This is a genomic window from Pseudoalteromonas sp. MMG005, from assembly GCF_018101015.1.
Classification (GTDB): domain Bacteria; phylum Pseudomonadota; class Gammaproteobacteria; order Enterobacterales; family Alteromonadaceae; genus Pseudoalteromonas; species Pseudoalteromonas aurantia.
Map to the genome: position 1 here is coordinate 31345 of NZ_JAGJEK010000030.1, position 26170 is coordinate 57514.

Annotated in this window: 26 protein-coding genes; 6 read left to right on the forward strand and 20 right to left on the reverse strand. The window is 41.1% G+C overall.

Annotation, left to right across the window (positions count from 1 at the left end):
• Positions 1 to 46 precede the first annotated feature (46 nt).
• From J8M01_RS21000 to J8M01_RS21010, 3 genes are read right to left on the reverse strand one after another with little or no spacing between them, the layout of a single operon-like run.
• Entirely contained in the window at positions 47 to 787 is a 741-nt protein-coding gene (locus J8M01_RS21000) for a putative DNA-binding domain-containing protein (RefSeq protein WP_211059234.1), read from the reverse strand.
• Positions 787 to 1629 carry a DUF692 domain-containing protein gene (locus J8M01_RS21005; RefSeq protein ID WP_211048129.1) on the reverse strand — a complete coding sequence of 281 codons (843 nt, stop codon included), beginning with the start codon at positions 1627 to 1629 and terminating at the stop codon, positions 787 to 789. Before J8M01_RS21005 ends, J8M01_RS21000 begins: the two co-directional genes overlap by 1 nt.
• A gap of 47 nt (positions 1630 to 1676) precedes the next feature.
• Complete coding sequence (locus J8M01_RS21010; RefSeq protein ID WP_211059235.1) at positions 1677 to 2063, reverse strand: hypothetical protein; 387 nt, start codon at positions 2061 to 2063, stop codon at positions 1677 to 1679.
• Positions 2064 to 2216: 153 nt separating this feature from the next.
• Here J8M01_RS21010 and J8M01_RS21015 point away from each other — a divergent pair, with 153 nt between their 5' ends.
• Positions 2217 to 3203, forward strand: a complete 987-nt coding sequence (locus J8M01_RS21015; RefSeq protein WP_192507952.1) for a tRNA-dihydrouridine synthase — start codon at positions 2217 to 2219, stop codon at positions 3201 to 3203.
• A gap of 35 nt (positions 3204 to 3238) precedes the next feature.
• Positions 3239 to 3592, forward strand: a complete 354-nt coding sequence (locus J8M01_RS21020) for a conjugal transfer protein TraR (protein ID WP_192507953.1) — start codon at positions 3239 to 3241, stop codon at positions 3590 to 3592.
• Here J8M01_RS21020 and J8M01_RS21025 read toward each other — a convergent pair.
• From J8M01_RS21025 to J8M01_RS21070, 10 genes are all read right to left on the reverse strand, one after another.
• Positions 3579 to 4589 carry a hypothetical protein gene (locus tag J8M01_RS21025; RefSeq protein WP_211059236.1) on the reverse strand — a complete coding sequence of 337 codons (1011 nt, stop codon included), beginning with the start codon at positions 4587 to 4589 and terminating at the stop codon, positions 3579 to 3581. The two genes, J8M01_RS21020 and J8M01_RS21025, sit on opposite strands and share 14 nt — an antisense overlap.
• Before the next feature lie 56 nt (positions 4590 to 4645).
• Positions 4646 to 5905 carry a tetratricopeptide repeat protein gene (locus J8M01_RS21030; protein ID WP_211059237.1) on the reverse strand — a complete coding sequence of 420 codons (1260 nt, stop codon included), beginning with the start codon at positions 5903 to 5905 and terminating at the stop codon, positions 4646 to 4648.
• Positions 5906 to 5916: 11 nt separating this feature from the next.
• The gene (locus tag J8M01_RS21035) at positions 5917 to 6531 is read right to left on the reverse strand and encodes an energy transducer TonB (protein WP_192507956.1); all 615 of its coding nucleotides are present in this window, start codon (positions 6529 to 6531) and stop codon (positions 5917 to 5919) included.
• Positions 6531 to 6935 carry a biopolymer transporter ExbD gene (locus J8M01_RS21040; RefSeq protein ID WP_192507957.1) on the reverse strand — a complete coding sequence of 135 codons (405 nt, stop codon included), beginning with the start codon at positions 6933 to 6935 and terminating at the stop codon, positions 6531 to 6533. The genes J8M01_RS21035 and J8M01_RS21040 overlap by 1 nt, the downstream gene beginning before the upstream one ends.
• 14 nt (positions 6936 to 6949) lie before the next feature.
• Positions 6950 to 7474, reverse strand: a complete 525-nt coding sequence (locus tag J8M01_RS21045) for a MotA/TolQ/ExbB proton channel family protein (protein WP_138593585.1) — start codon at positions 7472 to 7474, stop codon at positions 6950 to 6952.
• Positions 7474 to 8838 carry a MotA/TolQ/ExbB proton channel family protein gene (locus J8M01_RS21050; RefSeq protein ID WP_192507958.1) on the reverse strand — a complete coding sequence of 455 codons (1365 nt, stop codon included), beginning with the start codon at positions 8836 to 8838 and terminating at the stop codon, positions 7474 to 7476. The genes J8M01_RS21045 and J8M01_RS21050 overlap by 1 nt, the downstream gene beginning before the upstream one ends.
• A 7-nt stretch (positions 8839 to 8845) precedes the next feature.
• On the reverse strand, positions 8846 to 9616 hold the full coding sequence (locus tag J8M01_RS21055) for a DUF3450 domain-containing protein (protein WP_192507959.1): 771 nt from the start codon (positions 9614 to 9616) through the stop codon (positions 8846 to 8848).
• Between the two features lie 411 nt (positions 9617 to 10027).
• Complete coding sequence (locus J8M01_RS21060; RefSeq protein WP_211059238.1) at positions 10028 to 10654, reverse strand: CatA-like O-acetyltransferase; 627 nt, start codon at positions 10652 to 10654, stop codon at positions 10028 to 10030.
• Positions 10655 to 10744: 90 nt separating this feature from the next.
• Positions 10745 to 11785: a Glu/Leu/Phe/Val dehydrogenase gene (locus J8M01_RS21065; RefSeq protein WP_192507961.1), complete on the reverse strand. Its 1041-nt coding sequence runs from the start codon at positions 11783 to 11785 to the stop codon at positions 10745 to 10747.
• Positions 11786 to 12113: 328 nt separating this feature from the next.
• Positions 12114 to 13640: a fumarate hydratase gene (locus J8M01_RS21070; RefSeq protein WP_192507962.1), complete on the reverse strand. Its 1527-nt coding sequence runs from the start codon at positions 13638 to 13640 to the stop codon at positions 12114 to 12116.
• A 157-nt stretch (positions 13641 to 13797) separates the two neighbouring features.
• On the opposite strand from J8M01_RS21070, the gene pabB reads away from it, so the two are divergent.
• From pabB to J8M01_RS21085, 3 genes are all read left to right on the forward strand, one after another.
• The gene (pabB, locus tag J8M01_RS21075) at positions 13798 to 15156 is read left to right on the forward strand and encodes an aminodeoxychorismate synthase component I (protein WP_211059239.1); all 1359 of its coding nucleotides are present in this window, start codon (positions 13798 to 13800) and stop codon (positions 15154 to 15156) included.
• A gap of 18 nt (positions 15157 to 15174) precedes the next feature.
• Entirely contained in the window at positions 15175 to 15738 is a 564-nt protein-coding gene (locus J8M01_RS21080) for a CoA pyrophosphatase (protein WP_192507964.1), read from the forward strand.
• Between the two features lie 89 nt (positions 15739 to 15827).
• Positions 15828 to 17204, forward strand: a complete 1377-nt coding sequence (locus J8M01_RS21085; RefSeq protein WP_192507965.1) for an L-serine ammonia-lyase — start codon at positions 15828 to 15830, stop codon at positions 17202 to 17204.
• A gap of 51 nt (positions 17205 to 17255) precedes the next feature.
• Here J8M01_RS21085 and J8M01_RS21090 read toward each other — a convergent pair whose 3' ends face one another.
• Positions 17256 to 18128 carry a LysR family transcriptional regulator gene (locus J8M01_RS21090; RefSeq protein ID WP_211059240.1) on the reverse strand — a complete coding sequence of 291 codons (873 nt, stop codon included), beginning with the start codon at positions 18126 to 18128 and terminating at the stop codon, positions 17256 to 17258.
• 13 nt (positions 18129 to 18141) lie between these two features.
• A complete protein-coding gene (locus J8M01_RS21095; protein WP_211059241.1) occupies positions 18142 to 18624 on the reverse strand; it encodes a hypothetical protein in 483 nt (160 codons plus the stop codon).
• A 376-nt stretch (positions 18625 to 19000) separates the two neighbouring features.
• Between J8M01_RS21095 and J8M01_RS21100 the strand changes: the two genes are divergently transcribed.
• Positions 19001 to 19942 (forward strand): hypothetical protein, encoded by a 942-nt coding sequence (locus J8M01_RS21100; RefSeq protein WP_211059242.1) that lies wholly within the window; start codon positions 19001 to 19003, stop codon positions 19940 to 19942.
• Between the two features lie 43 nt (positions 19943 to 19985).
• Here the strand turns inward: J8M01_RS21100 and J8M01_RS21105 are convergent, their stop codons facing one another.
• The 5 genes from J8M01_RS21105 to carB all read right to left on the reverse strand — a co-directional run bounded on the left by J8M01_RS21105 (position 19986) and on the right by carB (position 26166).
• Entirely contained in the window at positions 19986 to 20798 is an 813-nt protein-coding gene (locus J8M01_RS21105) for a DUF4198 domain-containing protein (RefSeq protein WP_211048140.1), read from the reverse strand.
• Positions 20799 to 20804: 6 nt separating this feature from the next.
• Positions 20805 to 21296 carry a DUF2271 domain-containing protein gene (locus tag J8M01_RS21110; protein WP_192507970.1) on the reverse strand — a complete coding sequence of 164 codons (492 nt, stop codon included), beginning with the start codon at positions 21294 to 21296 and terminating at the stop codon, positions 20805 to 20807.
• A 27-nt stretch (positions 21297 to 21323) separates the two neighbouring features.
• Entirely contained in the window at positions 21324 to 21899 is a 576-nt protein-coding gene (locus J8M01_RS21115) for a PepSY-associated TM helix domain-containing protein (RefSeq protein ID WP_192507971.1), read from the reverse strand.
• Between the two features lie 526 nt (positions 21900 to 22425).
• On the reverse strand, positions 22426 to 22902 hold the full coding sequence (greA, locus tag J8M01_RS21120) for a transcription elongation factor GreA (protein ID WP_192507972.1): 477 nt from the start codon (positions 22900 to 22902) through the stop codon (positions 22426 to 22428).
• 45 nt (positions 22903 to 22947) lie between these two features.
• Positions 22948 to 26166: a carbamoyl-phosphate synthase large subunit gene (carB, locus tag J8M01_RS21125; RefSeq protein ID WP_210997749.1), complete on the reverse strand. Its 3219-nt coding sequence runs from the start codon at positions 26164 to 26166 to the stop codon at positions 22948 to 22950.
• Positions 26167 to 26170: the final 4 nt, after the last annotated feature.

Here is a 26170-nt window from a genome sequence, read left to right on the forward strand (position 1 = left end):
GCAGCACATGATAATCGATCTACTATAGTCAATAAAGATGTAAATGTTAGTTTTTTGACGCAACAACTCCTAATTCGGCCATTGCACTGAGTGTTTGTTGTGCACCTACACTTAGCTGTTCATACGTAAACTGAGGAACCTGAGTCAACACTGCTTCAACTAACTTGGGCAGTACAATCCCTGGGTTTTGTTCTAACACGTTCAGTAGTAAAGCCGTCATCGGATTAGAAGAAATAAATGCCACCTCTTCATCTGCGTCCCGATATACCACAAAGTAATGGGGTTGCTCACTTGGCTGTTGTGGCACGAATTCCTCACTAATTTGATGAACCGCAAAGGTATAACTTAAATTACGGGCGGTGTCTTTTAAGTATAAAGGCTGCGTCTGCCAATCACTTATTGCACAATAGTTGTCTGAACTTAGGCACACAGATACGTCAAGCTCTACCCATTCATAGTGCGCTAGCTCCAGCATAAAGACAGGGTCGTTCGGTGTCAGCTCATAACTATGCTGTAAAAACGATAAGAACTCTTGGCTAATCTCCAAAAAATAGGGGCTCTGACAGTTATGTACAGTAAAAAATTGGCGTACTAATGCCAGCCAATCTTTACGCTCATACAGACTTTTTAATACCGGAAAGGCCGACGCAACAAAACCTTCAATATTATTAAAAAACAGCTCGTTATAAATTTTTATTCGCCGTTCTGACACACCTTTTGGCCGAGCAACTAATTCAGGGTTTCGAATGTGGGCCATAAACGCTTGTTGCACTTCAACAAATGACATTATGCAACCCCCTTCGTATTAAGTTGTGCTTGGGCCTGCAAGCTGTGAATTTGATTTAATTCTCCCCTAAGCTCTACAATGTCGGGAATATTAAAGTCGCGTTCTAGTAAAGTGGGAAATACACCATGATATTGATATGTTTTATCCAGTAAATCCCAAACCGGATCACAAACCGGTGCGCCGTGTGTATCAATAAGTAAATCTTCTGCTTCTACAAAATGCCCTGCCACATGCCCATATGCTATGCGCGCTTGCGGCATTGCACGCATGAACTCAAGCGCATCATATTGATGGTTTACGCTATTAACGTAAATGTTATTTACATCTAATAACAAGTCACAGTCTGCTTCTTCTAAAACAGCTAAAGTAAAGTCTTGCTCTGACATCTGTTGACCCGGCGCTGCGTAGTACGAGACATTTTCTATTGCAATAGTTCGCTCTAAAATATCTTGTACCTGCCGAATACGGCTCGCAACATGTGTTACCGCCTCCTCAGTAAAGGGAATAGGCATTAAGTCGTACATATGCCCGCTACCGGAACAGTAGCTAAGATGCTCACTGTAAAGCAGAATATTATGTTCATCAAAAAATGTTTTTAACTCTTTAACAAAAGCAACATCAAGAGCATTCGGTGACCCTAAAGACAGTGATAAACCATGACAAATAAACTGATGCCGCTGTGTCAATTGTTTAAACTGGCGACCAAACTTACCTCCCATCTTAAGCCAGTTTTCTGGTGCCACTTCAAAAAACTGCGCCTCAGACGGAGGAGAAAGTAAAAAGTCATCTAACATCTCTCGCCTTAAACCAAGGCCAACTTTTCCTAATTGGGACTGCAGCATCTTTTCTCCTTAATTGGGGCAGCCAGCGCTACCCCAGTGTTATTTTCTTAGTGTGAACCACCACACTTGCCTTCACCACACTTACCTTCTTTTTTACCTTTTGCGTCGCCACCACATTTGCCTTCGCCGCACTTACCTTCTTTTTTACCTTTTGCGTCGCCACCACATTTGCCTTCGCCGCATTTACCTTCTTTTTTACCTTTTGCGTCGCCGCCACATTTGCCTTCGCCGCATTTACCTTCTTTTTTACCTTTTGCGTCGCCGCCACATTTACCTTCGCCGCATTTACCTTCTCCAGCGTCTAACTGGTATCCCGCAGTCATTGTTTCAAATGCAAATGGGTTAGCGCTCGCCTCTGGAGCAGCTAAACTCGCAGTACCTACAACAACCGCACCTAGTGTTAATGCAATAGAGTTTTTCTTAATTGTGTTCATGCTGGATTCTCTCTGTGAAATAATTGATTCATTGAATAGACCATATGCCCTACTAAAATCTTTCACTAAAAACTCAAAAAAAGCAAATTTGTACTTAGAAACTTCTACAGAGTCGTTTAAAATGGCCGCCCTTTTGCTGTATGAAGTAACCTGATGAAACTAGTGTTAGCCCCTATGGAAGGCGTCGTCGATTTTAAAATGCGCCAGTTATTAACTGACATTGGCGGCTTTGATCTATGTGTCACCGAGTTCATTCGCGTTGTCGACCTAACGTTTCCACGACGCGTTTTCACTCGCTATTGCCCTGAGTTGCTCAATAAAGGTAAAACACGCGCTGGCACACCCGTTCGTATTCAGCTACTAGGGCAGGTACCACATGCTTTGGCGAATAATGCCCGAAAAGCCGTTATGCTCGGCTCTCATGGCATTGACTTAAATTTTGGTTGCCCAGCTAAAACGGTCAATAAAAGTAAAGGTGGGGCTGTTTTACTCAAAGAACCAGAGCAAATGTATCAAATCATCAAAGCCGTACGTGACGCAGTACCAAGCGAACATCAAGTGAGTGCTAAGATCCGACTGGGTTTCGATGATGACAGTAACAGCAGCGAGATTATTGATGCCGTTGAAAGTGCTGGCGCATCTAGTTTAGCGATTCATGCCCGAACCAAAAAAGATGGCTACAAACCACCTGCTTATTGGGAAAAGATCCCTCCCTTATTATCTAGGCTCTCAATACCAGTTGTCGCAAATGGAGAAATTTGGCAAGTTGAAGATGCTTTCTTGTGCCAACAACGCAGTGGTTGTAAAGATTTGATGTTAGGCCGAGGTGCGCTTGCAACACCTGATTTAGCGGCAAAAATTAAAGCTAAAATGCAAGGGTATGACTATACTCCGCTGCAATGGGAGCATATTATTTATCATATACTGCACTCATCTATGCACCAAGACCCAGCGTCTAACGAGAAATACTTTTCATCCAGAACAAAGCAATGGTTAGGCTATTTGAAGCGTCAATACCCACAAGCCCATGAGTTATTTGATGAAATAAAAACCTTAAAAGCCAAACAAGATGTTGTGAATGTGTTAGAAAAATACGCAAAACAGCCAAGTATTGATTCAAATCATAATATAATTGACTAAAGCTGATGATAATAGTTGTTCACAGGAGAGCAACTATGAATACAGAACAAACTGGAAACTATCAACTTCAATTGAAGAATGAGCTTGAGTTCGTTCGCAATCGGTTTTTATTGGAACTAAAGCAATCAAAGCATCCATATACAGGGGAGCTCGCGCTAGTATTAGAACAAAACGCGCCCGCAGATTGGCTTGACCTTATTGCAAGTAAAGTGACTCCTGAACAATTTCCACGTTACCAACGGTTAGTGCAATTAGAAGCCGCGCTGTGCCAAATCGACATTGGTCAATTTGGCTATTGTTGTGACTGTGAAGTACCACTAACGTACGAAGAACTCAAAAAAGATGCGGCTACTCAGCGATGCCATCAATGCCAATCTAAAGTGAGTTAAAGCCAGCGATGTTCGCCAAAGAGAAAATACTGCCTGGGTATAAGAGCACACTTTCAATCAGTGCCGCTGTTTGCTCATCAACGAGTTTTATCCGCGCTTGCAAAGTAACACTCGCCTGCTTGTGTGACCAACCTTGATAATGAATCCCGAGGTCAATCTCCATTAATGCCAAAATCAAGTGCTTTGTATCTGGTTTAATACTGAATGCGCAGTGGCGTGCCGTTTCAGGTAAATTGATATAACTATCAATCCAATTTAACCCATTTATCAGCTGGCAGTGCGCTTGTAAATAGTGCAGTGTAAAATGCCTTCCATTACTATCATCGATATCAATCGAACTCTTTTTTCCTTGGCTCGCCAATGCTTGTTGAACTACATTGAGCGTTTTACTAGGTGCCTTAGTAAGGCCATAGTAGTAATTTAGCTTACTTTGATACCATTCCTTACCATTTGGCAATTGATACAAACCTAGAGCTGTTCTGGGCTTATATGTGTCTAAATACGTTTCTAACGACACTATTGATCCTACCTGAGGCGTTGTCGTCGTGATATATCGCAATAGTCTGTCACGTTCATAGCGAGATAAATAAATTTTACTGTCTATCGCTTGCTGCAATCGCGTCTGTACTAAGTGTGACCATGCAGCTAATTTTTCATTGTTAGTGCCTAAGTTCTCGAGCATATTGACTTGTACAGGCCAAGGTAAAAAGCGCTCAGGGTAGCGTTCCTGAATTTGAAGAAATTCGAGTTCTTGTTGCTGTGCTTGCGTCAACACATCAACAGCAACCGATCCATACAAATGATGCCGGCGCGCTAAGTAAGCCTCACTAAATGGTAACGTAATGATGTCATCCATCTTTGTATGGCCATCAAGCACGCGATTGTTCGCTTTAAGCTCATTGCGTACATCATTAAAAGACAAAGACGCAGGTGTATTAGCATCACAGCCAACTAACAGCATCAAGGTTGTTAAAAGGTAAGTAATTTTAGGGTTCATAATATTATCGTATTAAAACAGAGCCAATAAAAAAGCCCCTTTCGGGGCTTCTATTTCTAGATTTTAACGCCTTTGCGTTGTGCCTTGTCTTTAATAAACGTAGCCCAACCTCTTGCAAACTTGCGAGTTCTAGGATCTTCTTGTGCTTTAACAATAGACTGGTATGCTTTTTTGTATTTTTCTTGATACAAATAAGCTTCAGCCAAGTCTGAGTATGTCATCCCTTTCTTATCAGTGCCTAATTCTAGTGCCTTATTCAGTTTTTTAACTGCAGCACTATATTTTTGCTTAGAAAGTAAAAGACTACCCGCTTTCCTATAAAGTTCAGCATCATCGTCAAACTTTGCTGCTTCTTCATAGTACTTCGCTGCACTAATCAAGTTTTTAGCCTGATGAAAGTAACTAGCAACCGCCGTTACATTCTTTTTAACACGCTCAATCTTCCCTTCTTTGATTGCTTTTTCAAACACAATCGCCGCTTTATAAGGAATTTCGTTTAAAGAATAGTAACTACCTAAGATCTTGTAGTGGTTTTCTTTTTCAAAATAGCCTTTTTTATACGCTATTTCCATCACAGTCTGCCCTTTACTATATTGTTCAGTCTGCATGTAAAAAGAACCCAAACGAGTCCACATCTGCGGATCTTCAGGGAATAACTTAACGAGAGTTTCACCAACTTTAACTGCTTCTTGATACTGCTTAAGCTCAAAGAACGCCCCAATCTTTATCATATGATATTGTTTGTTAGGTTCTTTTTCTAGCTCAATAGCTTTATCTGCAGGCTCAACAACTTTGTTGTATTGCTTAAGTTCATAATAACCCTGAGCAATACGCGCATATACTTTACTGTCTTCTTCTCCAGTAAAGTCCATCCAGTCATTGTACGATTTAATCGCATCGTTAAACTTACCAGTACCAGCTAATAAATCACCTAGTAACTTATATAAGTCAGCTTGATCTTTGAAGTTCAGTGCATCAGGCGCAATCGCTAAACGACCATATTTGATCGCTTCAGCATAGTTCTCTTTTTGCGCATACATGCTACCTAGATAGCGATTAACCGTTGCTTTATCAAAATCACTTGAAGGCTCCAGCTCTTTCAGCAATGCGATTGCTTCATCAACTTTATCTTCGTTGTACAAGTCAAAAGCTTTAACCACTTTTTTACCTGTACGTTCACCCATGATTTTGGTTTTGGCGTTTTTACGTTCTTCAATCTTAGCATAATCAGGTGCTGCAACAGCAGCTGTGCTGTAAACAGTACCCGATAAAGACATAAGTAAAGCAAGAGCTGTAGCTTTCTTTAAGTGCGTCATTTCTTGCCTCCTTAATCTTGGTTAAGTTTAAAGTCAAGTTGAACAGTTAACCCTGGCTGTACCAGTGGCTTTCCATCAACAATTTTAGGTCGGTATTTCCACTTACGTAACGCTCTAATCGCTTCACGATTAAATATACGCTTTGGCTCTGCGGCAATAACTTTTACGTCATCAACGCCACCAAGCTCGTTAATTGTAAATGAAAGTTGTACCCAACCTTCTTTACCATCACGCGCAGCTTGTGTTGGGTACTTAGGCTCAATTCGAACGATAGGTGTAGCATCACCATCGCGTCCAAATGCACCAGGACCACTAAGACCACCAGCTGTTCCCCCTAAGTTGATGCTAGGCATGTTAAAGCCAATAGCACCTGCTGCAGGGTTTGCATTTTCAGGTTGAGGCGGCTGCGGTTTAGGCGGCTGCTTCGGTGGAGGTGGCGGTGGAGGCGGAACACGTTTCCGCTCCTGCACCTCTGATTCAGGCGGATTCGTCAAAATTTCGACAACTATCTGCTCTTTTTGCTCATTTGATCTATCGGCACCGCCGGAGATCAAATAAGACATAAAAAAGAACAAGCCGAAAGTAACTGCCCCACCTGCAATCAGTGAAAACAGAAAACGAATCATTACTTAGCTCCAGCGATTGAAATCTTAAGGCCGTCATCAGTCGCCTTGATTTGGTCCATTACCTTCACAACTACACCGTGTTTAGCACCTTTATCCGCTTGGATAATGATGGTTTCAGTCGGTTGTTCTGCAATGATACTTTCAAGGTTCGCACTAACACGCTCAACATCTACTTGACGCTTATCCATCCAAATCTCACCATTTTCACGGATAGCGATAAAGACATTAGCATTCTTGGTCTGTTGAGCTTGAGCAGCCTTAGGCTTCTTAACTTCAATACCTGCTTCTTTCACGAAAGAAGTGGTAACGATGAAGAAGATCAGCATGATGAATACGATGTCTAGCATCGGTGTCATATCTACTGCTGCTTCTTCGTCTTCACGAAAACGTTGTTTACGTGCCATATTTATTTCTCTCTCTAGTGATGTGGCAGACTGTCCACAAGGCTTGCTTTAGCCATTTTCGCTCTTGCTTCAAGGCGAGTGCTAAAGAAAACACCTGACAGTGCCGCAACCATTCCAGCCATCGTTGGTACCGTTGCCATTGAAATACCTGATGCCATCAAACGTGCGTTACCAGTACCTTGGGTAGCCATAGTTTCAAAAACTGTGATCATACCTGTTACGGTTCCTAGTAAGCCTATTAATGGACACATAGCTACCAATGTTTTGATAATCAACATACGCTCATCTAATTTCTCAGACGCTTCAGAAATCCATGCATCACGAATTCTGTGTGCGTACCAAGACGTTGTGTCTTGGCGGGCGTCCCACTTAGCTACAATATCCGCTTTCATTCTCGGGTATTCAGCAAGTAGGAACCAATAGCGCTCTATCATTAAAACCCACATAAGAAAGAGTGCTATCGCGACCACGTATAATACTTGGCCGCCTGTGCCAACAAAATCCCTGATAGATTCCCAGGTCTCCATCAGGACTAGCATTAGGCTTTCTCCTTCTCCGCATGTGCTGCAACGATGCCAGCACTTTGCTCGTCAAGGATATGTAGTACAGATTTACTACGACCTGAAACGATAGCGTGTAATAGGATTAGAGGTAGAGCAGCAATCAGACCTAGTGCTGTAGTTACTAGCGCTAGAGAGATGTTACCTGCCATGATTTTCGGGTCACCAGTACCAAATAACGTGATTGATTCAAACGTCATGATCATACCTACAACCGTACCTAGTAGACCTAGTAAAGGTGCAATAGCTGCAAGAATCTTGATAATGTTGATACCAGCTTCTACACGTGGTGTTTCACGTAAAATAGCTTCATCAAGCTTAAGCTCAAGGTTTTCAACGTCTTGGTTCTTGTTATCTTGGTAAACTTTCAAGATACGACCAAGCGGGTTATTTGCGTTAGGTGTATTGATGTTTTTCATTTGCGCTTTCATTTTGCCGCCAACGATCATTAAATCAATAAAGCGAACTAGCGCTAACAACGCACCAATAATAAGTAATACAGTAATGATATAACCAACTGTATCACCCTGATGCCAACGCTCTTCAACTGTCGCACGCTGTGTGTTCAAACGTAAAATTGAACCACGAGTCGGGTCAACATAAAACTTAGCATATGAACCAGCTGAAGTACCTAGTAGTTCATTAACTTGATTTAGTACGTATCCATCAGGTTGTTTACCTAAAGGTACGATTGCTTTATTTGCCGCATCGTATAGTACATAACCGTCTTTCGTTACAAGGTTGAAGTTACCAACACGAGTTACTTGCTTAACCTTCACTTCACCACTTAACTCAGCAACTTGCGCTTCAAAAGTAGAAACTTTTGCAGACTCAGTCATCTCAGTTTGGAAAGCAATCCAAAGCTCTTCTAACTCACGAGTAGTCGGAAGCTCTTTTGCTGCTGCTAATGAACGAAGTACTTCAGCTCGACCTGGTTTTTCAGCACTTACTAAAGACGCTTCAATTGAACCAATTGCTTCTGATGCAGAACGACGAACAACACCGAACATCTCACCAAGCGTACCCGTTGCGTTGTTTAGTTCAACTTCTTTCTCAGCAAGTGTAATTTCGTTTTGCTTGAATTCTTTGTTTAAACGAACGCCACGTGCTTTTTCAGCAGCTAGTTCGCGCTTCGCTTTGTTAAACAAAGCTTGCTTATCAGCACGTGCTGATAAGAACTCTTGCTCACGTTTCTTGTTGATATTACCTTCAGAAATACGCGACTGCTTAACTTCTTGAAGGATTTTGTCTAGTGCTTCTGTGTTTGCATGTGCGTTAAGCGCGGCACCTGCAGAAACAGATAGTGCTGCAGCAACTGCAAAACCTTTAAATAGTTTCTTCATTTTTATATTACTCCGCGCCAAAGATTGGTAATGCAACAAGATCTGGGGCTGCCTGATTACGAGCGATACGGATCATATCTTTAATCGGCTTAAGGTATTCTTCACCTAATGCATCCCACTGCTTTGAATCGTTGTTCCATACCCAAGCGTGCTTCATATCAAATGATTGAGCAACGTAGGCAATACGCCCTAAGCGCGCGAAGTCAACGTTAATATTCTTTCCGCTGATTTCTAAAGAACCTTGTGATGCAGCAATACCTGAACTGTAACCAGTTTCAATTGTATATGCATCTAGAACTTGACGGAACTTCTCAGAAGTCGTTACTTTTGAGTTAGAAAGTAATCCGCGTAGTTTTTCAACTCGACCCATACGAGTTTCAGTATCAAACGGAACGTCCGCTTTGATGAATTGCTCAAGCGTATCGATCATGCGATACATCAAAGGCACAACGTCTTGTTTGGTCTTTTCGATAGTTCCGATTTGACGGTCGAAAGATTCGATACCTGCACGTTGGTCCATAACCAAACGTTCAACGTGATCATTATAAACTTTAAGAAGTTCTGTTTCGTCTACAACACTGCGATATTCGCCGACCAATTCTTGCGTCTGACCGAAAATGTTGTCGATTTTTTCTTGAGACTTTTGAGCAGCCTTTTGAGTTTGTTGACCTACTTTTTGTACGTCGTTCAAAGGATCTGCAATCACATTGCTGCTTGCAAATGCTGTAGCACCTAAAAGTGCTGTAGCTACAAGACTCTTTCTGATTTTAACAGACATAGTTCCCAACCAATTAAGTAATGTTACTTTTATAATTTTATCACTCTTTAAAAGAGCAACCCTGATATCTTTTAACAGATATCAACTGTCCAATAATGCTAAATGCAAGTCCATGTGTCAACTTCACGGGCAAAACAATTTTTGTTGACAAGAAAAAATAAACTCGATAGAAAACAAAAAATTAACAATGATTTTCTACCCCAGCGCCTGTAGCCGTTGATTATAAAGCACTTAACCAATCTTCTTTACAATTTATTACAACCGCACAAAATATTGTAATGGATATATTATTTTGGTAAATTTTACATGTAACCAATTGATTTTAAAGGGGTCAAAATGTTAACTCCAAAAAAATTATTGCAATTTATTCACCAACAAACGTAGAGTGCTTCAAACGACTAAAAAACGAGCTTATTCTTTACTTGCTTTCGCTATTTGAACCTCAATTTCCGTGAGGAATTTAGCAACATGAAGCCCATCCATAAGGCCATGATGGACTTCAATATTTAACGGTGTTGTATTAGTTATAGAATCATATTTCCCAAATACAAATTTTGGAATGCCATTTTCTACGTCTCTTGCTGTATGGGCATGGCTAAAACTGGAAAACTTGAACCAAGGCAAAATGGAAACATACACCTGGTTTAAATCAGTGGACCTTGACAAAAAAGCATCATTAATCAAGGACTGTTTTGAATGCAATTGTTGTGCGAGCGCCGTACTTTGAGAGAACTCGAATAAGTCGGTGCCCTTATTCAATGGCACAAAGCGAAAAGTCTCGTCATCATTTAAAAACACCGTACTCAAAACCACATCATCAGTCACCACCACCGTATCACCCACAATTCGATAGCGCATGGGCTCATAAGCATCTATCGCTCGTGACAAACAATATAAATAACAGTGTGAAAACGGCACTTTGCGCGCTTTCGACCACGCGTGTAACTTACCAAGCTCTAATTCAACTGTTATATTAAAAAACGGCTCCGAAAACGCTTGATAAAATCTAAAGTGGTCTGCTCTAGGCCATGTTTTCATATTCAAAGTTTTCAATACTCATCACTCTCACATAAAAAAGGCATGCCAGAGCATGCCTTATCATTTTTCATTGAAATTATAGTCTATCGATTATAAACCGTTTGCTATTATCTCTTGTGCCAATTCATCCGCAATAATGTGAGTAGACTTTTGTTCAGACTCAGAGCGAGTAAAAATCTCTGCTAATGTCTCAAAAATGCCTTCAACATGCTTAGTTGCAAGTGCTTCATCGTACCCTTGTGGTTGGGTTTCATAAAACACATTAATGATACCCCCAGCGTTAATCACATAATCAGGTGCGTACAACACGCCTTTTTCACGTAATATCTCACCATGTCGAGACTCTGCAAGCTGGTTATTAGCGCAGCCTGCAATGATATTCGCTTTAATTCTCGGAATAGTTTCATCATTTACCGTTGCGCCTAAAGCACATGGAGCGTAAACATCCACATCAAGGTCGTAAATCTCATCGATACCAACAGCAGTTGCACCAAAATCAGTTACCACTCTATCAACGGACGCCATATTTATGTCTGTCACGAACAACTCTGCGCCCGCCTCATGTAAGTGCTTACACAAGCCATAAGCAACCGCGCCAAGCCCTTGTACTGCGACTTTAACACCCGCTAAATCTTGATGTCCATGCTTATGCTGATATGCCGCTTTGATCCCTAAGAACGTACCTAGAGCAGTAAATGGTGATGGGTTACCACTTTTACCTTCAAGACCTAATACATAATTAGTTTCTTGATTCATAACCATTACATCACCGGTAGTAATGTTAACATCTTCTGCTGAATAATAGCTGCCACCTAAACGCTCAAGGTGTCTGCCAAAAGCCTTAAATAGTGCATCCGACTTGATTGTCTTAGCATCACCTATAATGACTGATTTTCCGCCACCAAATGGTAAACGAGCGACCGCATTTTTATACGTCATTCCCTTTGACAGGCGCAGTACATCATACACAGCATCTTCATCTTCTGCATAATCCCACAAGCGGCAACCGCCTACGGCAGGACCTAGCTTAGTGCTATGTACTGCTATAATGGCTTTTAAGCCTGACGCCTCATCGGCACAAAACACCACTTGTTCATGGTTATCAAATTCAACTTGGTTAAAAACAGCCACTTTATAGTTCTCCGAAATTTTTGCCCCATTGGGGTGAGTAGCGCTGAAACTGGCAAAACTCTATCACTATCTGTTTGGTGTTACTAGGAAATGAGATGATCAACCTACAATTGCTTGCATATTTAAATTATTATTTTAAATATAACCAAAAATATAGGTAAATAATTCAATATTTATTTAAATAACAACTTATACAGTTAAAATATCTTAATTATCAGCAAGGACCCTTTACGTAAACGTAAAGCTCGACCCCAATGTACAGATATAATTACAAAAAAACCGCATTGAAGTGACCTTCTATGCGGTTATGATTAAACTGTTAATAAGTTTATTTTAACTTACTGTCTAACTCTTCTATTTTTGCTTTCCAGATTGCAGGGCCTTGTTCATGCGCATTGGCACCAGTGCTATCTACCGCAACAGTTACCGGCATATCTTCTACTTCAAATTCATAGATAGCTTCCATTCCCAAATCTTCAAAAGCAACGACCCGCGCTTTTTTAATTGCCTTCGCAACCAAGTATGCAGCACCACCGACAGCCATTAAATACACTGATTTATTTTGTTTAATTGATTCAACGGTCGCTGGACCTCGTTCTGCTTTACCAATCATACCAACAATGCCAGTACTTTCGAGCATCAAGTCTGTGAATTTATCCATACGTGTTGCCGTTGTTGGACCAGCTGGGCCCACCGCTTCATCACCGACAGCATCAACAGGGCCTACGTAATAAATAAATTTATTATTGAAGTCTACATTTTTAGGTAAACCTTCACCTGAATTGATCATATCTTGTAAACGTTTATGTGCAGCATCACGGCCCGTTAAAATTTTGCCTGAAAGTAATACTGTCTCACCCATTTTCCAGTCATGGGTATCTTCTTTTGTCAGCGTATCAAGGTTAACGCGACGCGTATCTTCACCCACTTCCCATGTCACTTCAGGCCAATCTTCTAGTTTTGGCGCTTTTAAATCTGCAGGTCCTGAACCATCGAGCGTAAAGTGTACATGGCGTGTAGCTGCACAATTTGGGATCATAACCACAGGTTTTGATGCCGCATGGGTAGGCGCTGTTTTTATTTTTATGTCAACCACTGTTGTTAGCCCACCAAGACCTTGAGCACCGATCCCTAGTTTGTTCGCTCGCTCGAAAATCTCTAGACGCAATTTTTCTTCTGCTGTTTCAGCGCCTCGAGCTTGTAATTCATGAATATCAACCGGATCCATCAGCGATTCTTTTGCCAGCACCGCGGCCTTTTCCGCAGTACCACCAATACCTATTCCTAACATACCCGGTGGGCACCAACCCGCCCCCATTGTTGGCAGTGTTTTTTCAACCCATGCAGCCACATCATCTGATGGGTTAAGCATTACCATTTTTGTTTTATTCTCTGAACCACCACCTTTCGCGGCAATCATTACTTCCACTTCAGCGCCAGCCACCATATCAATGTGCACAACCGATGGTGTATTGTCTTTGGTGTTTTTACGACTCCCTGCAGGGTCTGCTACAATAGAAGCACGCAGAGGATTGTCTGGATTTAAATATGCGCGACGAGTACCTTCATCAACCATTTGTTGAACAGTTAAATCCGTTTGATCCCATTTCACATCCATGCCAACTTTAACAAAACAGGTCACGATACCTGTATCTTGACACAGCGGGCGTTTGCCTTCTGCAGACATGCGAGAATTTATCAAAATTTGCGCAATGGCATCTTTTGCAGCTTTACTTTCTTCTTTGTGATAAGCCTTCTCTAATGCTTGAACAAAATCCAACGGGTGATAAAAAGAGATATATTGCAAAGCATCTTCAATACTGTCGATGAAATCTTGCTGACGGATCATACTCATGACGGTTCCTTAATTTGTGCTATTAACCACAATAGTCAATAACAGAATACATCTAGACGATAATGACGGTTTACAGTGACCCTTGGGTGACTGTAGAAAACGAGATAAGTATGATACCCTCCCCGCCCGTTTCGGGCTAGTTTTCAGGTTCAAGTAAATGATAAATGAGCAAATCAATTGTAAAAAATTAGATATATCACTCTCCACTGTGGCACTTTTTGAGCAATTTGCCCACTTACCATACGCAATTTTGCTCGATTCTAGTCATGCTCAACATGAAAATAGTCGCTATGACATTATCAGCATTAACCCGACACATATACTTGAAGCCAAATCTCAAGCAATTTTTCTAGATGGAAATAAAATAGAATTAAATTGGTTCGAGGCCATGAATACCCACTTAAATATGTTATCTAAACAGCCCGCGCCATTTGAATTGCCATTTTCAGGCGGTTGGTTAGGTTATTTTGGTTATGATTTAGGCCGTTATATAGAACGAGTGCCTGAATCAGCACAACAAGATATTGCGTTACCTGATATGGTCGTTGGCCTCTACCTAGATGCGTTGATCAAAGATAACTTAACAGATACTTGGTATTATGTGTCGCAACCAAACGTCGATAACTTATCCGATTACTTCGACTTATCTACACCGAAAAACAGCGCTGAGAGTAACAACGACTTCTCATTAAACAGCGATTGGACATCGAACCTTACACAACAAGAATACTTTGATAAATTTTCACACATTCAAGCTTACTTAAAAAGTGGTGACTGTTATCAGATTAATCTCGCACAACGCTTCAGTGCACAATACTCTGGCAATCCCTGGGCAGCATATAAACGCTTGCAAACTCAAAATAAAGCCCCCTTTTCTGCCTATATTAATTTGCCTTATGGCGCAGTTTTATCGGTATCACCAGAACGGTTTTTGCTCGTTAATCACAACAAAGTTGAATCAAAACCTATCAAAGGTACTCTACCCAGACTTGCAAACGCCGATGCCGATCGCCAACAAGCCATAACACTGCAAAATAGTGCGAAAGATCGTGCTGAGAATGTGATGATTGTCGACTTATTAAGAAATGATCTTGGTAAGGTTGCTCGGCCTGGCTCCGTATCTGTCCCCAAACTGTTTGCCATTGAGAGCTTCCCCGCGGTGCATCACTTAGTAAGCACCGTTACCAGCGAACTTGCACAAGGAAAAACCGCAGTTGATCAATTATATGCAGCATTCCCTGGAGGGTCGATAACAGGCGCACCAAAAATTAGAGCCATGGAAATCATCGAAGAGCTAGAGCCGCACCGACGCAGTGTATATTGTGGTTCAATTGGCTATTTAAGTGCATGTGGTCGAATGGATACATCCATTACCATCAGAACACTAATATGCCACAACAATACAATATTTTGTTGGGCCGGTGGCGGAATTGTTGCTGATTCGGAAGCTGATTTAGAATATCAAGAAACTTTTCATAAAGTACAAAAAATCTTACCTATACTTAGTAAACAATAAATCTCGTTTGGAGAAACAGTGAAACTATCTGATGTTATTGCCAGATTTCATATTCATGCTGATACAACAAGCGACCATCAACCACATACCAGCGTTCGTGACAGCGCCATTTTGTTACCTTTAATTGAAGAACACGGTGAAGCTGCTTTACTATTTTGCAAACGCCCCGCTTATCTGGCACATCACCCAAGTCAAATTTGTTTTCCTGGGGGCAAAGTAGAACCCAGTGACAAATCAAAAACACACACGGCCGTGCGAGAAACACAAGAAGAGCTGGGAATAGAATCACAATACATAAACACCATAGGGCAGCTCAACGAACATAATACTTTAACAGGGTTTTGTATTAGACCTATCGTGGCAACACTTGAAAAGCATGCCATATGGCATACTAAAAGTGCTGAAGTTGATCATGCTTTTACCATCAAACTCTCACACCTGATAGATCATAATAACTGGCAAACTATGCATGTTGAATATGCTGGTAAGTCACGTCAAATGGACGGCTTTTTAACACCATATGGTCTCCTATGGGGGGCAACCGCCAGTGTCGTTAAAAACTTTGTTAAATTGGTTGAGTAAGCATAATAAATTCATAATTGAACTGGTTACAATTATGCATTTTAAAGTTATGATGTGCGCCCGTTCAAAGGCAATGTTGAGTATAAATTATGATTAGTGCATTCGATATGTTTAGTATCGGTATTGGACCTTCGTCGTCGCATACCGTCGGTCCAATGCGCGCGTCTCGTTTATTCGTACAAGATTTACAATCTAAAGGAATGATCGAAGACGTTACTGCTGTTAAAGTCGAGCTATACGGCTCATTAGGTCAAACTGGTATTGGCCACGGTTCAGGTAAAGCGGTTATTTTAGGTCTTGCAGGTTATGATCCTGAGACCATCGACGCTGATGCTGTTCCATCTATCTTAGATCAAATCGAAAAAGAACAAGTGATCTACTTAGATAAAACCCACAAAGCAGCTTTTCCTAAGCAAGGCGCCATCGTATTTCACCGTAGAAAAACCCTTCCAAAGCACTCTAACGCAATGGAAATTGTTGCTTTTAATGGTGACGAACGTCTGCATAGCCAAGTATATTATTCAATCGGCGGTGGCTTCATTGTAACTGACGAACAGTTTGACTGTGAAAAGCAAGCGGCGCTAGATATAAGAGAACAAAACCCTGCTCCTTACCTATTTGAAAATGCAGCTGAACTCCTTGCTTTATGTAAAGACTCAGGCCTGAGTGTTTCATCTTTAATGATGGCAAATGAAAAAACATTGCGTACACAGGCAGAAATCAAAGCTGAATTGTTTAATATCTGGGAAGTCATGAAAGCGTGTATCGAGCGCGGTATGAGAACCGAAGGTATTTTACCTGGTGGCTTAAAAGTTAAGCGTCGAGCACCTAGTCTGTATTTAAAGCTCAATGTAGAAAACAGTAATGATCCATTACGGGCCATGGACTGGGTTGATTTGTTTGCCCTTGCCGTTAATGAAGAAAATGCTGCTGGCGGCCGTGTTGTAACAGCACCGACCAATGGTGCCGCCGGTATTTTACCATCAGTATTAATGTACTATCACACATTTATTCGAGAAGTTGACGAAGAAATTGCCACCCGTTACTTACTGACAGCTGCAGCAATTGGTATTTTATACAAAAAAAATGCCTCTATTTCTGGTGCTGAAGTAGGCTGCCAAGGTGAAGTCGGCGTTGCGTGCTCAATGGCCGCAGGCGCATTAACAGAAATTATGGGCGGCAATGTCGTACATGTTGAAAATGCTGCAGAGATTGGTATGGAACACAATTTAGGCTTAACCTGCGACCCTGTTGGTGGTTTAGTGCAAGTACCTTGTATCGAACGAAATGCGATGGGCGCCGTCAAAGCCATCAACGCCTCTCGACTTGCCATTAGAGGTACTGGTGACCAAAAGGTATCGCTCGATAAAGTCATTAAAACCATGCTAGATACTGGTAATGACATGAAGACAAAATATAAAGAAACAGCCCGCGGTGGATTGGCTGTGAATATTATCGAGTGCTAACGCTACCAATATAACGTTCTGATTGACCCAAGCTCAATCGTGCTTGGGTTTTCACTCTTTAATTTCACCGAATATTAACGGTTTTTTCTGACGTATCGCGTGTGTTAAAAAGCGCATTAACGCGCGAATACGTGGAACATCTTTAAGGTCTGGGTGAGTTAACACCCATATATCTTGATGTATCATTAACGACTGAGTGTTTAAGCGCTTAAGTCCTAACGTGTCTGCAATATAACAGGCACCGAGTATCATTCCTTGACCTTTTAAAGCCGCGTAATGACGCAAGACTAAATCTTCGATTGTAAATCCAATCGGTGCATCAGGAAAGGGAGATTGAGCAATCCAGGTTGGTGCTGCCTGTTGATACACATTAGTTATCCATTGATATTGTGAACACTCCTTCGCTTGTAAATATGCCTCACTGGCATAATAACCCAAATAAATGGGGAATAAGCGATGTCCAACTAAATGCTCATCGGGTGTATTAGATACCCTCACAACAACGTCTGCTTCAGATCTATCTAAATCAGCTAAAGAGTATGAAGTATGTACATGTAAAGAGATATTTTTATGCTGCAATTGAAAATCATGTAACGCGTCAAAAATTAAGAATTGCGCAATTGCAGGTGGCACTGATAAATGAATATTACCCGATAGATCCGCATTGACACTTTGCTCTCGGCGTAAATCGCTTAATATCAGCTTTTCAATTTCTTGCGCCGAGTGTAATAAGGTTTTGCCAAAACAGGTTAGCACAAATCCAGATTGATTCGACTCAAACACATCTGCATTGTACTTATTCTTTAATGCCAATACTCTCCTTGAAACTGTCGAGTGATTTAGCGTTAATATCTCAGCTGCACCGCGCAATGTTTTGCCTCGATGTAACGCCAAAATCAGCCGATAGTCATCCCAGTTTTCCATTTTTTCCTTATCTTTATATTGGTAATACTGTATTTGGTGAGTGCACTGTGAAAGCAGATATTTTCCAACTTCCACCAACTTTATTGATAAAATACGTCGCCCCCACTCGGTTATGTACTTCACCGGTTTTCAAATAACGGACAGCTCTGTTACTCACAATTGCAACTGAGTCACTCAATTGTTGAATGCCCACTTTCTCCCATGAAACACGTGTAACACCTTGCTTTTTTAAGTTATCTAAAAAGCCTTTAACCTGTTCGTTAAATTTATTAGCTGATGTAACTGCTGCCCCACTTCGGCCAGAAAGTACCATCATTTTATCATGATACAATTGCGTCTTGTTCGTCAACTCACCATGGCGTAAATAGTCATTATATTTGTCCATATAAGCGGCAAATACCGCTTCAATCTCCATGACATCAGCTTGTTTTGCTTGTGTTGTTAATGACATTAATGCCATATAAAGTAACCAGAATATAGGCAGTATTTCTTTCATATTTTTCTCATGCTCCAATTAAAGTTTCGACACAAGAATAACAATCGATGTAGCCTCTGTCGTGGAGTGATTTTATATAACGGTGTTGCACATATGCAACATCGACAAGCCTGAGTAGCGGTGGCATATAGAACGGTAGCATTTACTAAACGATTTTCTCTACTGTTTATCTTATCGAGCTTACTCCCAAAATCTACTAAAAACACTCTAACACCACCCTCCTACTCACGATTAAAAGTGCGATAGCCACGTTAGTTCCTTGGTATTAAACCCAGCTTCTGATGGCACAAACCCTACATTTTTTCTCAATTAACACTTTTATTTACATTGCCTAATGATATATCGTAGAAACTCTACTTCTCCACTTAGAACGCATATGCTCAAGCTACCCTTGTTATTTACGCTCGTTGGCACGGCCCTGTTTACTTCCGCTCAACCTAGTCAGTTTCTTGTATATGGTGATATGCCTTATTCTGATGTGGATGCAAAAATGCTCAGTAATCCTACCGGCATACTTTATAAAGCAGCACAAAGTACACCTCATGACTTTGTTGTACATGTTGGAGACATTAAATCCGGTGCGGTACCTTGCACAAACACGATACTAAAAGAAAATTACACACTCATTAGCCAGATAAGTACACAACCTTTTATTTATACGCCTGGAGACAATGATTGGACTGACTGCGATAGAAAAAGCCTAAAACCAAGGTATGACGAGCTCGAACGATTAGATTTCATTCGTACAGAGTTCACTCACACCTCAGCAAAACTTAACAAATACACACGGCAAACAGCGCAACCTGAGAATCAAGCTTGGCTACATAATAATGTTCGTTTTATGACCTTGCACGTGGTTGGCACTAATAATGGTCGTAAGCAAATTTTAAAATCAGATAAAAAAATCGCACGCGCGCAAGTACAAGTCAGAGACTCACATAACTTAAACTGGCTAACATCTCATTTAAATGAAAACCTAACTGCGGCGGTGATATTTATGCAAGCAGATATATTTGCTCCTCCAAAACATGACAAAGCATGCACTGATACTCGCCAAAAGAAGTGCGATGGGTTTAAAGTATATAAAGAGGCATTGAACAAACTTGCAAATACGTATGACTTTCCCATTTTAGTCAGTCATGGAGATACAAAAGCATTTTGCTTATCGAAAATAGCTGCTGGATTATGGCAACTGAACGGCCCTGGTGACTTTCAGTATTTAGACATCGCCAAAGTCACTGTAGATGTTAAAAATAAAGTAACACCTTTTTCTGTACGCTCTTTACTGACAAATAAAACGATACATGATTGCCAATAATATAGGCAATCATGACTGTGATATAAAGTACATGTACAGAGGCTTAGTTCAATACCGCCTCAAAAGTAAAGAATACTTGGCCACCCATTTCATCAGCCAATGGGTTATTCTTTTGCGATTTTTTAAATTCAGCAATTAATAAGTATCTACCTGCCTCTGGTAATGTAAACGAGATCTGCCCCTTTTGGTCAGAGGTCAATTTCAATGCATCCAAATTGTTCCTATAGCGCGCACCATCTTTAATAATTTCAACTTCTACGCCTTTTTGTGGCAAGCCATCAAACACAAATTGCAGTTGTGCTTTTTCATTTTGAGCAATGTCAGACGGATGTGTAATTGGCTTCAACTCTAAACCCTGCTTGGTTAAACGGTAGTTCTCTGTGGGTGCATTGAGTGTTACGAAGGTCATAACTTGCGATTTAGAGGCCAGCGTGTTGACATTTTTAGCGCCTTTGGGAAGTTTAGCATCACGATTCGCTTTGCTTGTATTGCGTAGCCACTGCGTACCATCCTTTCCTTTTATTTCATAACTGGTCCAGTAACTGACATCACTATCCAAAAACATTTTATACGTTCCGTCTTCCACTAAATTAATGTCCACTACGCTTTTACGGTGACCTCGAAAGCTTGAACTTGGACGAGCACGTTCACCATTTGGTTTAATAATACTAAACCTGTCTGAACCCATTGGCTTATCGACGTTAAACGTTTCGTTAGATGCCGTAACATCGGCCATTATCCATACCTGTTCTTCGCCCGACACACTAAAATGAGTAGGTAAAATCCAACGGTTATGTGCCTGTGCCGAGGTAGCCATTGACAATACTAAAATAGCGAATAACTTTAATTTAGACATACTTTTTTATTCCTTAATCGAAAATGTTGCGATATTTGTTTCTGGGGTAGCTTTAAGGGTATAAGTCTGCGCCTGCCCATTTAAGCTAAACTTTTTCTTAATAATGGCTCGACCACCGTTCTCTCTAACGACTTCAATTTTCAAGGTATAATTGCCATTCTCTAGTCTTTTCCCTTGATCATCACTCGCTTTAAAATTCAAACGATAATCTCCCGCTGGACGTGTTGCAGAAGTGATGGCATCGACTAGAGCTGAATCTCGTCTGCCCACTTTTCGCCACCATGTGCGAATATCTTTTAACCATTTAGCACCTTCGCGCCAAAGCACTAACGTCCGTACACTTTTTCCCTCATCGTTTTCAATCCACACTGCGACATAAGGATTATGATATTCCCCCGTCTGTTTTGCTAAATTGATAGAGAGTTCTATTTCCGAGCTTTGTGCTTTACTAACCACAAAGAACTGTACCACCAATAGAAACAACCATTTTTTTATCATTTTCTCTCCTCAAAAAATTAAACCGTGCTATACATAAAATAAATAGCAAAAAAAGACCCCTAACGTGGTTACTAAGCTTAGCGCTAGAGTTTTATTTACTCGTCTCTGGGCCAGTGCTAACACCAAACCCGTAACACTAAATAAAATCATTAATATGGCGCTGACATCAATAACCAATCGCCACACTGCACCACTATTGCGGCCTTTATGTAAATCATTGAGTTTTGCCCACATGCCATAATTTGTTTTTTCTATAAACGCGTCACCACTTTCTAGATCCACTGTAATGGCCAAATGTGCGCCCGGGCCCTTATCACTGATAAACAGCTCATACTCATCTCGCTCTAATGTAAGTCTCTTACCATTAAACCAACTTTGTTGATGCAAATATTTTATGAGTTCACCTTGGTGCTCTACCCCAAGTAATGAACGAGGCAATTGAAGTTCCAATTCATCAACATACGCTTCGTTATCTGCAAACCATTCTGGGTGATTCAACGTTACCCCTGTAATGGAAAAAAACACCATCAGTGTTAATAACGCCATAGATACATAAACATGGATCACACGAGAGTAATTGAGAAAAGATTTATTTATCCGCACGAGGGGTTTCCTTAATGTGTACGACGAACACGTCCATACAATTTAAAGCCATTTTTGATTGGTTATTTACTCTAATGCGCAGCTTGCTGCAGGCGACAATATGTTGAACAGACGAATGTTAACCGTCAAAATACAGGAGAAAAAACCCAAATACATCGAATTAATTTCCCTTCTGCTGTTTTTATCAAATAGTTTACATAACAATCACAACAATGGGGGTTATCACGTTATTTTATTCAATGGACAAACCATTAATGTAATACTGGTTTTGAGGTAACCAATACATAGAAAATTATATAATTCGGTTTTACTATTTACATACTTATTAAGCATTTTTTCTGAACCAATCAGTAGATCTACACCACTGCTTAGTATTTGCTAGCCAAGCTAACCCGCCAACTATTCTGGAAACTAAGTACTCTCACAAATTATTTCCTATATGTACAGCTACTCCTTCAGAAGACACGATATACTAAAAATAAAAAAGCCGAGCATTGCTCGGCCTTTTACTGATTTAGTTTAATACTTAAATATATTCAACTTCGATGATTTCATATTCAACAGCACCATTTGGTGTTTGAATATTCGCTGTATCATCTAACTCTTTTCCAATTAGTCCACGCGCGATAGGTGAATTAACCGAAATTAAATTACTTTTAATATCAGCTTCATCATCACCAACAATGCGGTATTTCACTTCTTCATCAGTATCAACATTAACGATCGTTACGGTTGTACCAAATATCACTTTACCGTTATTGGCAACCTTTGTGACATCAATAATTTGAGAAGTGGAAAGCTTCGCTTCAATTTCTTGAATTCGGCCTTCACAAAAACCTTGCTGCTCACGCGCAGCATGATATTCAGCATTTTCTTTTAAGTCGCCATGTTCACGCGCATCGGCGATATCGGCAACTATTTTAGGGCGAACTACCGATTTTAAATGGTTTAGTTCTTCACGAAGTAATTGCTCACCTCGTACTGTCATCGGAATTGATTGCATAAGTATCTCACTTATCGCCAAGGTTTCTAGGCCTTGGCTTTGTCCTTAGTTCAATCGTTGGTGTAATTCTTGTACAGAGTTCACTACATTTCTGTCATCTGCAGCATGCGCAGTACAGTTAGCAAACGCTGCATTAAGCGTTGTGGTGTAATTTGTCTTATGTCTTAATGCACCACGACGTAACACCTTCGAGTCTTCAATTGCTTGGCGACCTTCAGTGGTATTTACAATGTAGCTATACTCACCATTTTTGATACGGTCAAGAATATGAGGTCGGCCTTCAAATACCTTGTTCACACGGCGAACTTCAATGCCTGCTTCTTCAAGGGCTTTTGCGGTACCGTTTGTTGCATCTAGCTCAAAACCAATTTCTCTCATGGTTTTTGCTAATTCAACAATACGTGACTTGTCGCTGTTACGCACAGATAGTAGCGCGCGGCCACCGCGTGGTAAAGCATTACCCGCACCTAATTGTGCTTTTGCAAACGCATCGGCGAAATTATCACCAACACCCATCACTTCACCCGTTGAACGCATCTCTGGGCCACGTAATGGATCAACACCTTGGAACTTAGCAAACGGCAGTACCACTTCTTTTACACTGTAGTACGGTGGAATAATCTCTTCAGTAACACCTTGGCTTGCTAAGGTTTGACCCGCCATACAACGCGCTGCCACTTTAGCCAATGCTACACCTGTTGCTTTTGAAACAAACGGCACTGTACGAGCAGCACGTGGGTTTACTTCAATTAAATACACTTTGCCATCTTTAACAGCAAACTGCGTATTCATTAAACCAACAACCCCAAGTTCAAGCGCCATACCAGTTACTTGCTTACGCATAACGTCTTGTATATCTTGCGGTAAAGAATGTGCTGGCAATGAACATGCAGAGTCACCAGAGTGAACACCCGCTTGCTCAATGTGCTCCATGATGCCGCCAATAATAACTTGCTCGCCATCACAAATTGCATCTACGTCAACTTCAATCGCATCATCTAAGAAACGGTCAAGCAATACAGGTGCTTCATTTGACGCTTGTACAGCCTCTGTCATATAACGGCGTAAATCATCTTCGTCATAAACGATTTCCATTGCACGACCACCTAGAACATAGGATGGACGAACAACTAATGGAAAGCCAATCTCTTGAGACTTAGCAATCGCTTCTTCCGTTGACGTTACCGTTGCATTTTCAGGCTGTAAAAGGTCTAAACGGTCAACCAATTGCTGGAAGCGTTCACGGTCTTCAGCACGGTCAATTGCATCTGGTGACGTGCCAATGATTGGAACACCATTTGCTTCAAGCTCACGCGCTAATTTCAGTGGTGTTTGACCACCGTACTGAACGATAACACCCACAGGCTTTTCAACACGTACAATCTCAAGGACATCTTCAAGCGTAATTGGTTCGAAGAATAGGCGATCAGATGTGTCATAATCCGTTGAAACCGTTTCAGGGTTACAGTTAACCATGATAGTTTCGTAACCATCTTCACGTAATGCAAGTGCTGCGTGCACACAACAGTAATCGAATTCAATACCTTGACCGATACGGTTTGGACCACCACCAATCACCATGATTTTATCTTTATCAGACGGATTCGCTTCACACTCTTCATCATAAGTAGAGTACATGTAAGCGGTGTCTGAGCTAAACTCTGCCGCACATGTATCTACACGCTTATATACTGGCAAAATTTCTAATTGGTGACGCTTTTTACGAATTTCTTTTTCTGATACACCTGCAATCTCAGCAATACGTGCATCAGCAAACCCTTTACGCTTAAGACGACGCAAGAAGTCTTTAGTTAAACCCGCTAAACCAACATCGGCAATAGTTGCTTCATCTTTGATAATGTCTTCGATTTGCACTAAGTACCAACGGTCAACTTTAGTCAACTCAAATACATCTTCAACACTCATACCATGACGCATTGCATCTGCAATGTACCAAATACGCTCCGCACCGGGCTCGCGTAATTCGCGAATGATTTTCTCTTTCGCTTTAGGGTCATCAAGTGCCACAATCGGGTTAAACCCGTTTGCACCCACTTCTAAGCCACGTAATGCTTTATGTAATGACTCTTGTTGGTTGCGCCCAATTGCCATCACTTCACCCACAGACTTCATCTGTGTTGTTAAACGGTCATTGGCACCAGCAAACTTTTCAAAGTTAAAGCGTGGGATCTTAGTAACAACATAGTCAATTGACGGCTCAAAAGAAGCTGGTGTTGCGCCGCCCGTAATGTCATTTTGCAGTTCATCAAGGGTATAGCCAATTGCCAGCTTGGCCGCAATTTTTGCAATCGGGAAGCCAGTTGCTTTTGAAGCAAGCGCAGACGAACGAGATACACGTGGGTTCATCTCAATAATAACCATACGGCCATCATCAGGGTTAACACCAAACTGTACGTTTGAACCACCTGTTTCAACACCGATTTCACGCAGAACCGCCATCGAAGCATTACGCATCAATTGGTATTCTTTATCAGTCAGTGTTTGTGCTGGAGCAACCGTGATTGAATCACCTGTGTGAACACCCATTGGATCGAAGTTTTCAATAGCACATACAATGATACAGTTGTCGTTTTTGTCACGAACAACTTCCATTTCGTACTCTTTCCAACCAATCAAGCTTTCATCTATTAACAATTCGCTCGTTGGTGAAAGGTCAAGACCACGAGTACAAATTTCATCGAACTCTTCTTGGTTATAAGCAACACCACCACCGGTTCCACCCATAGTGAATGAAGGACGAATAATACATGGGAAGCCAATACGAGTAAGCACGTCGTGTGCTTCATCAATTGTATGTGCAATTTCTGCGCGAGGACACTCCAAGCCGATATTTTTCATCGCAACGTCAAAGCGTTCGCGGTTTTCAGCTTTATCGATAGCATCTGCTGTCGCGCCAATAAGCTCTACACCATGCTTAGCTAATACACCGTATTTATCTAAGTCTAGCGCACAGTTCAATGCTGTTTGACCACCCATAGTCGGTAGGACAGCATCAGGCTTTTCTTTTTCAATAATCTTTTCAACAACTTCCCAATGAATTGGCTCGATGTACGTCGCATCAGCCATTTCAGGGTCTGTCATAATCGTCGCAGGGTTTGAGTTAACAAGAATAACTCGATAACCTTCTTCTCTTAGTGCTTTACACGCTTGAGCACCTGAGTAGTCAAATTCACAGGCTTGGCCAATCACAATTGGGCCTGCGCCTAAGATAAGAATGCTTTTTAAATCAGTACGTTTTGGCATTATT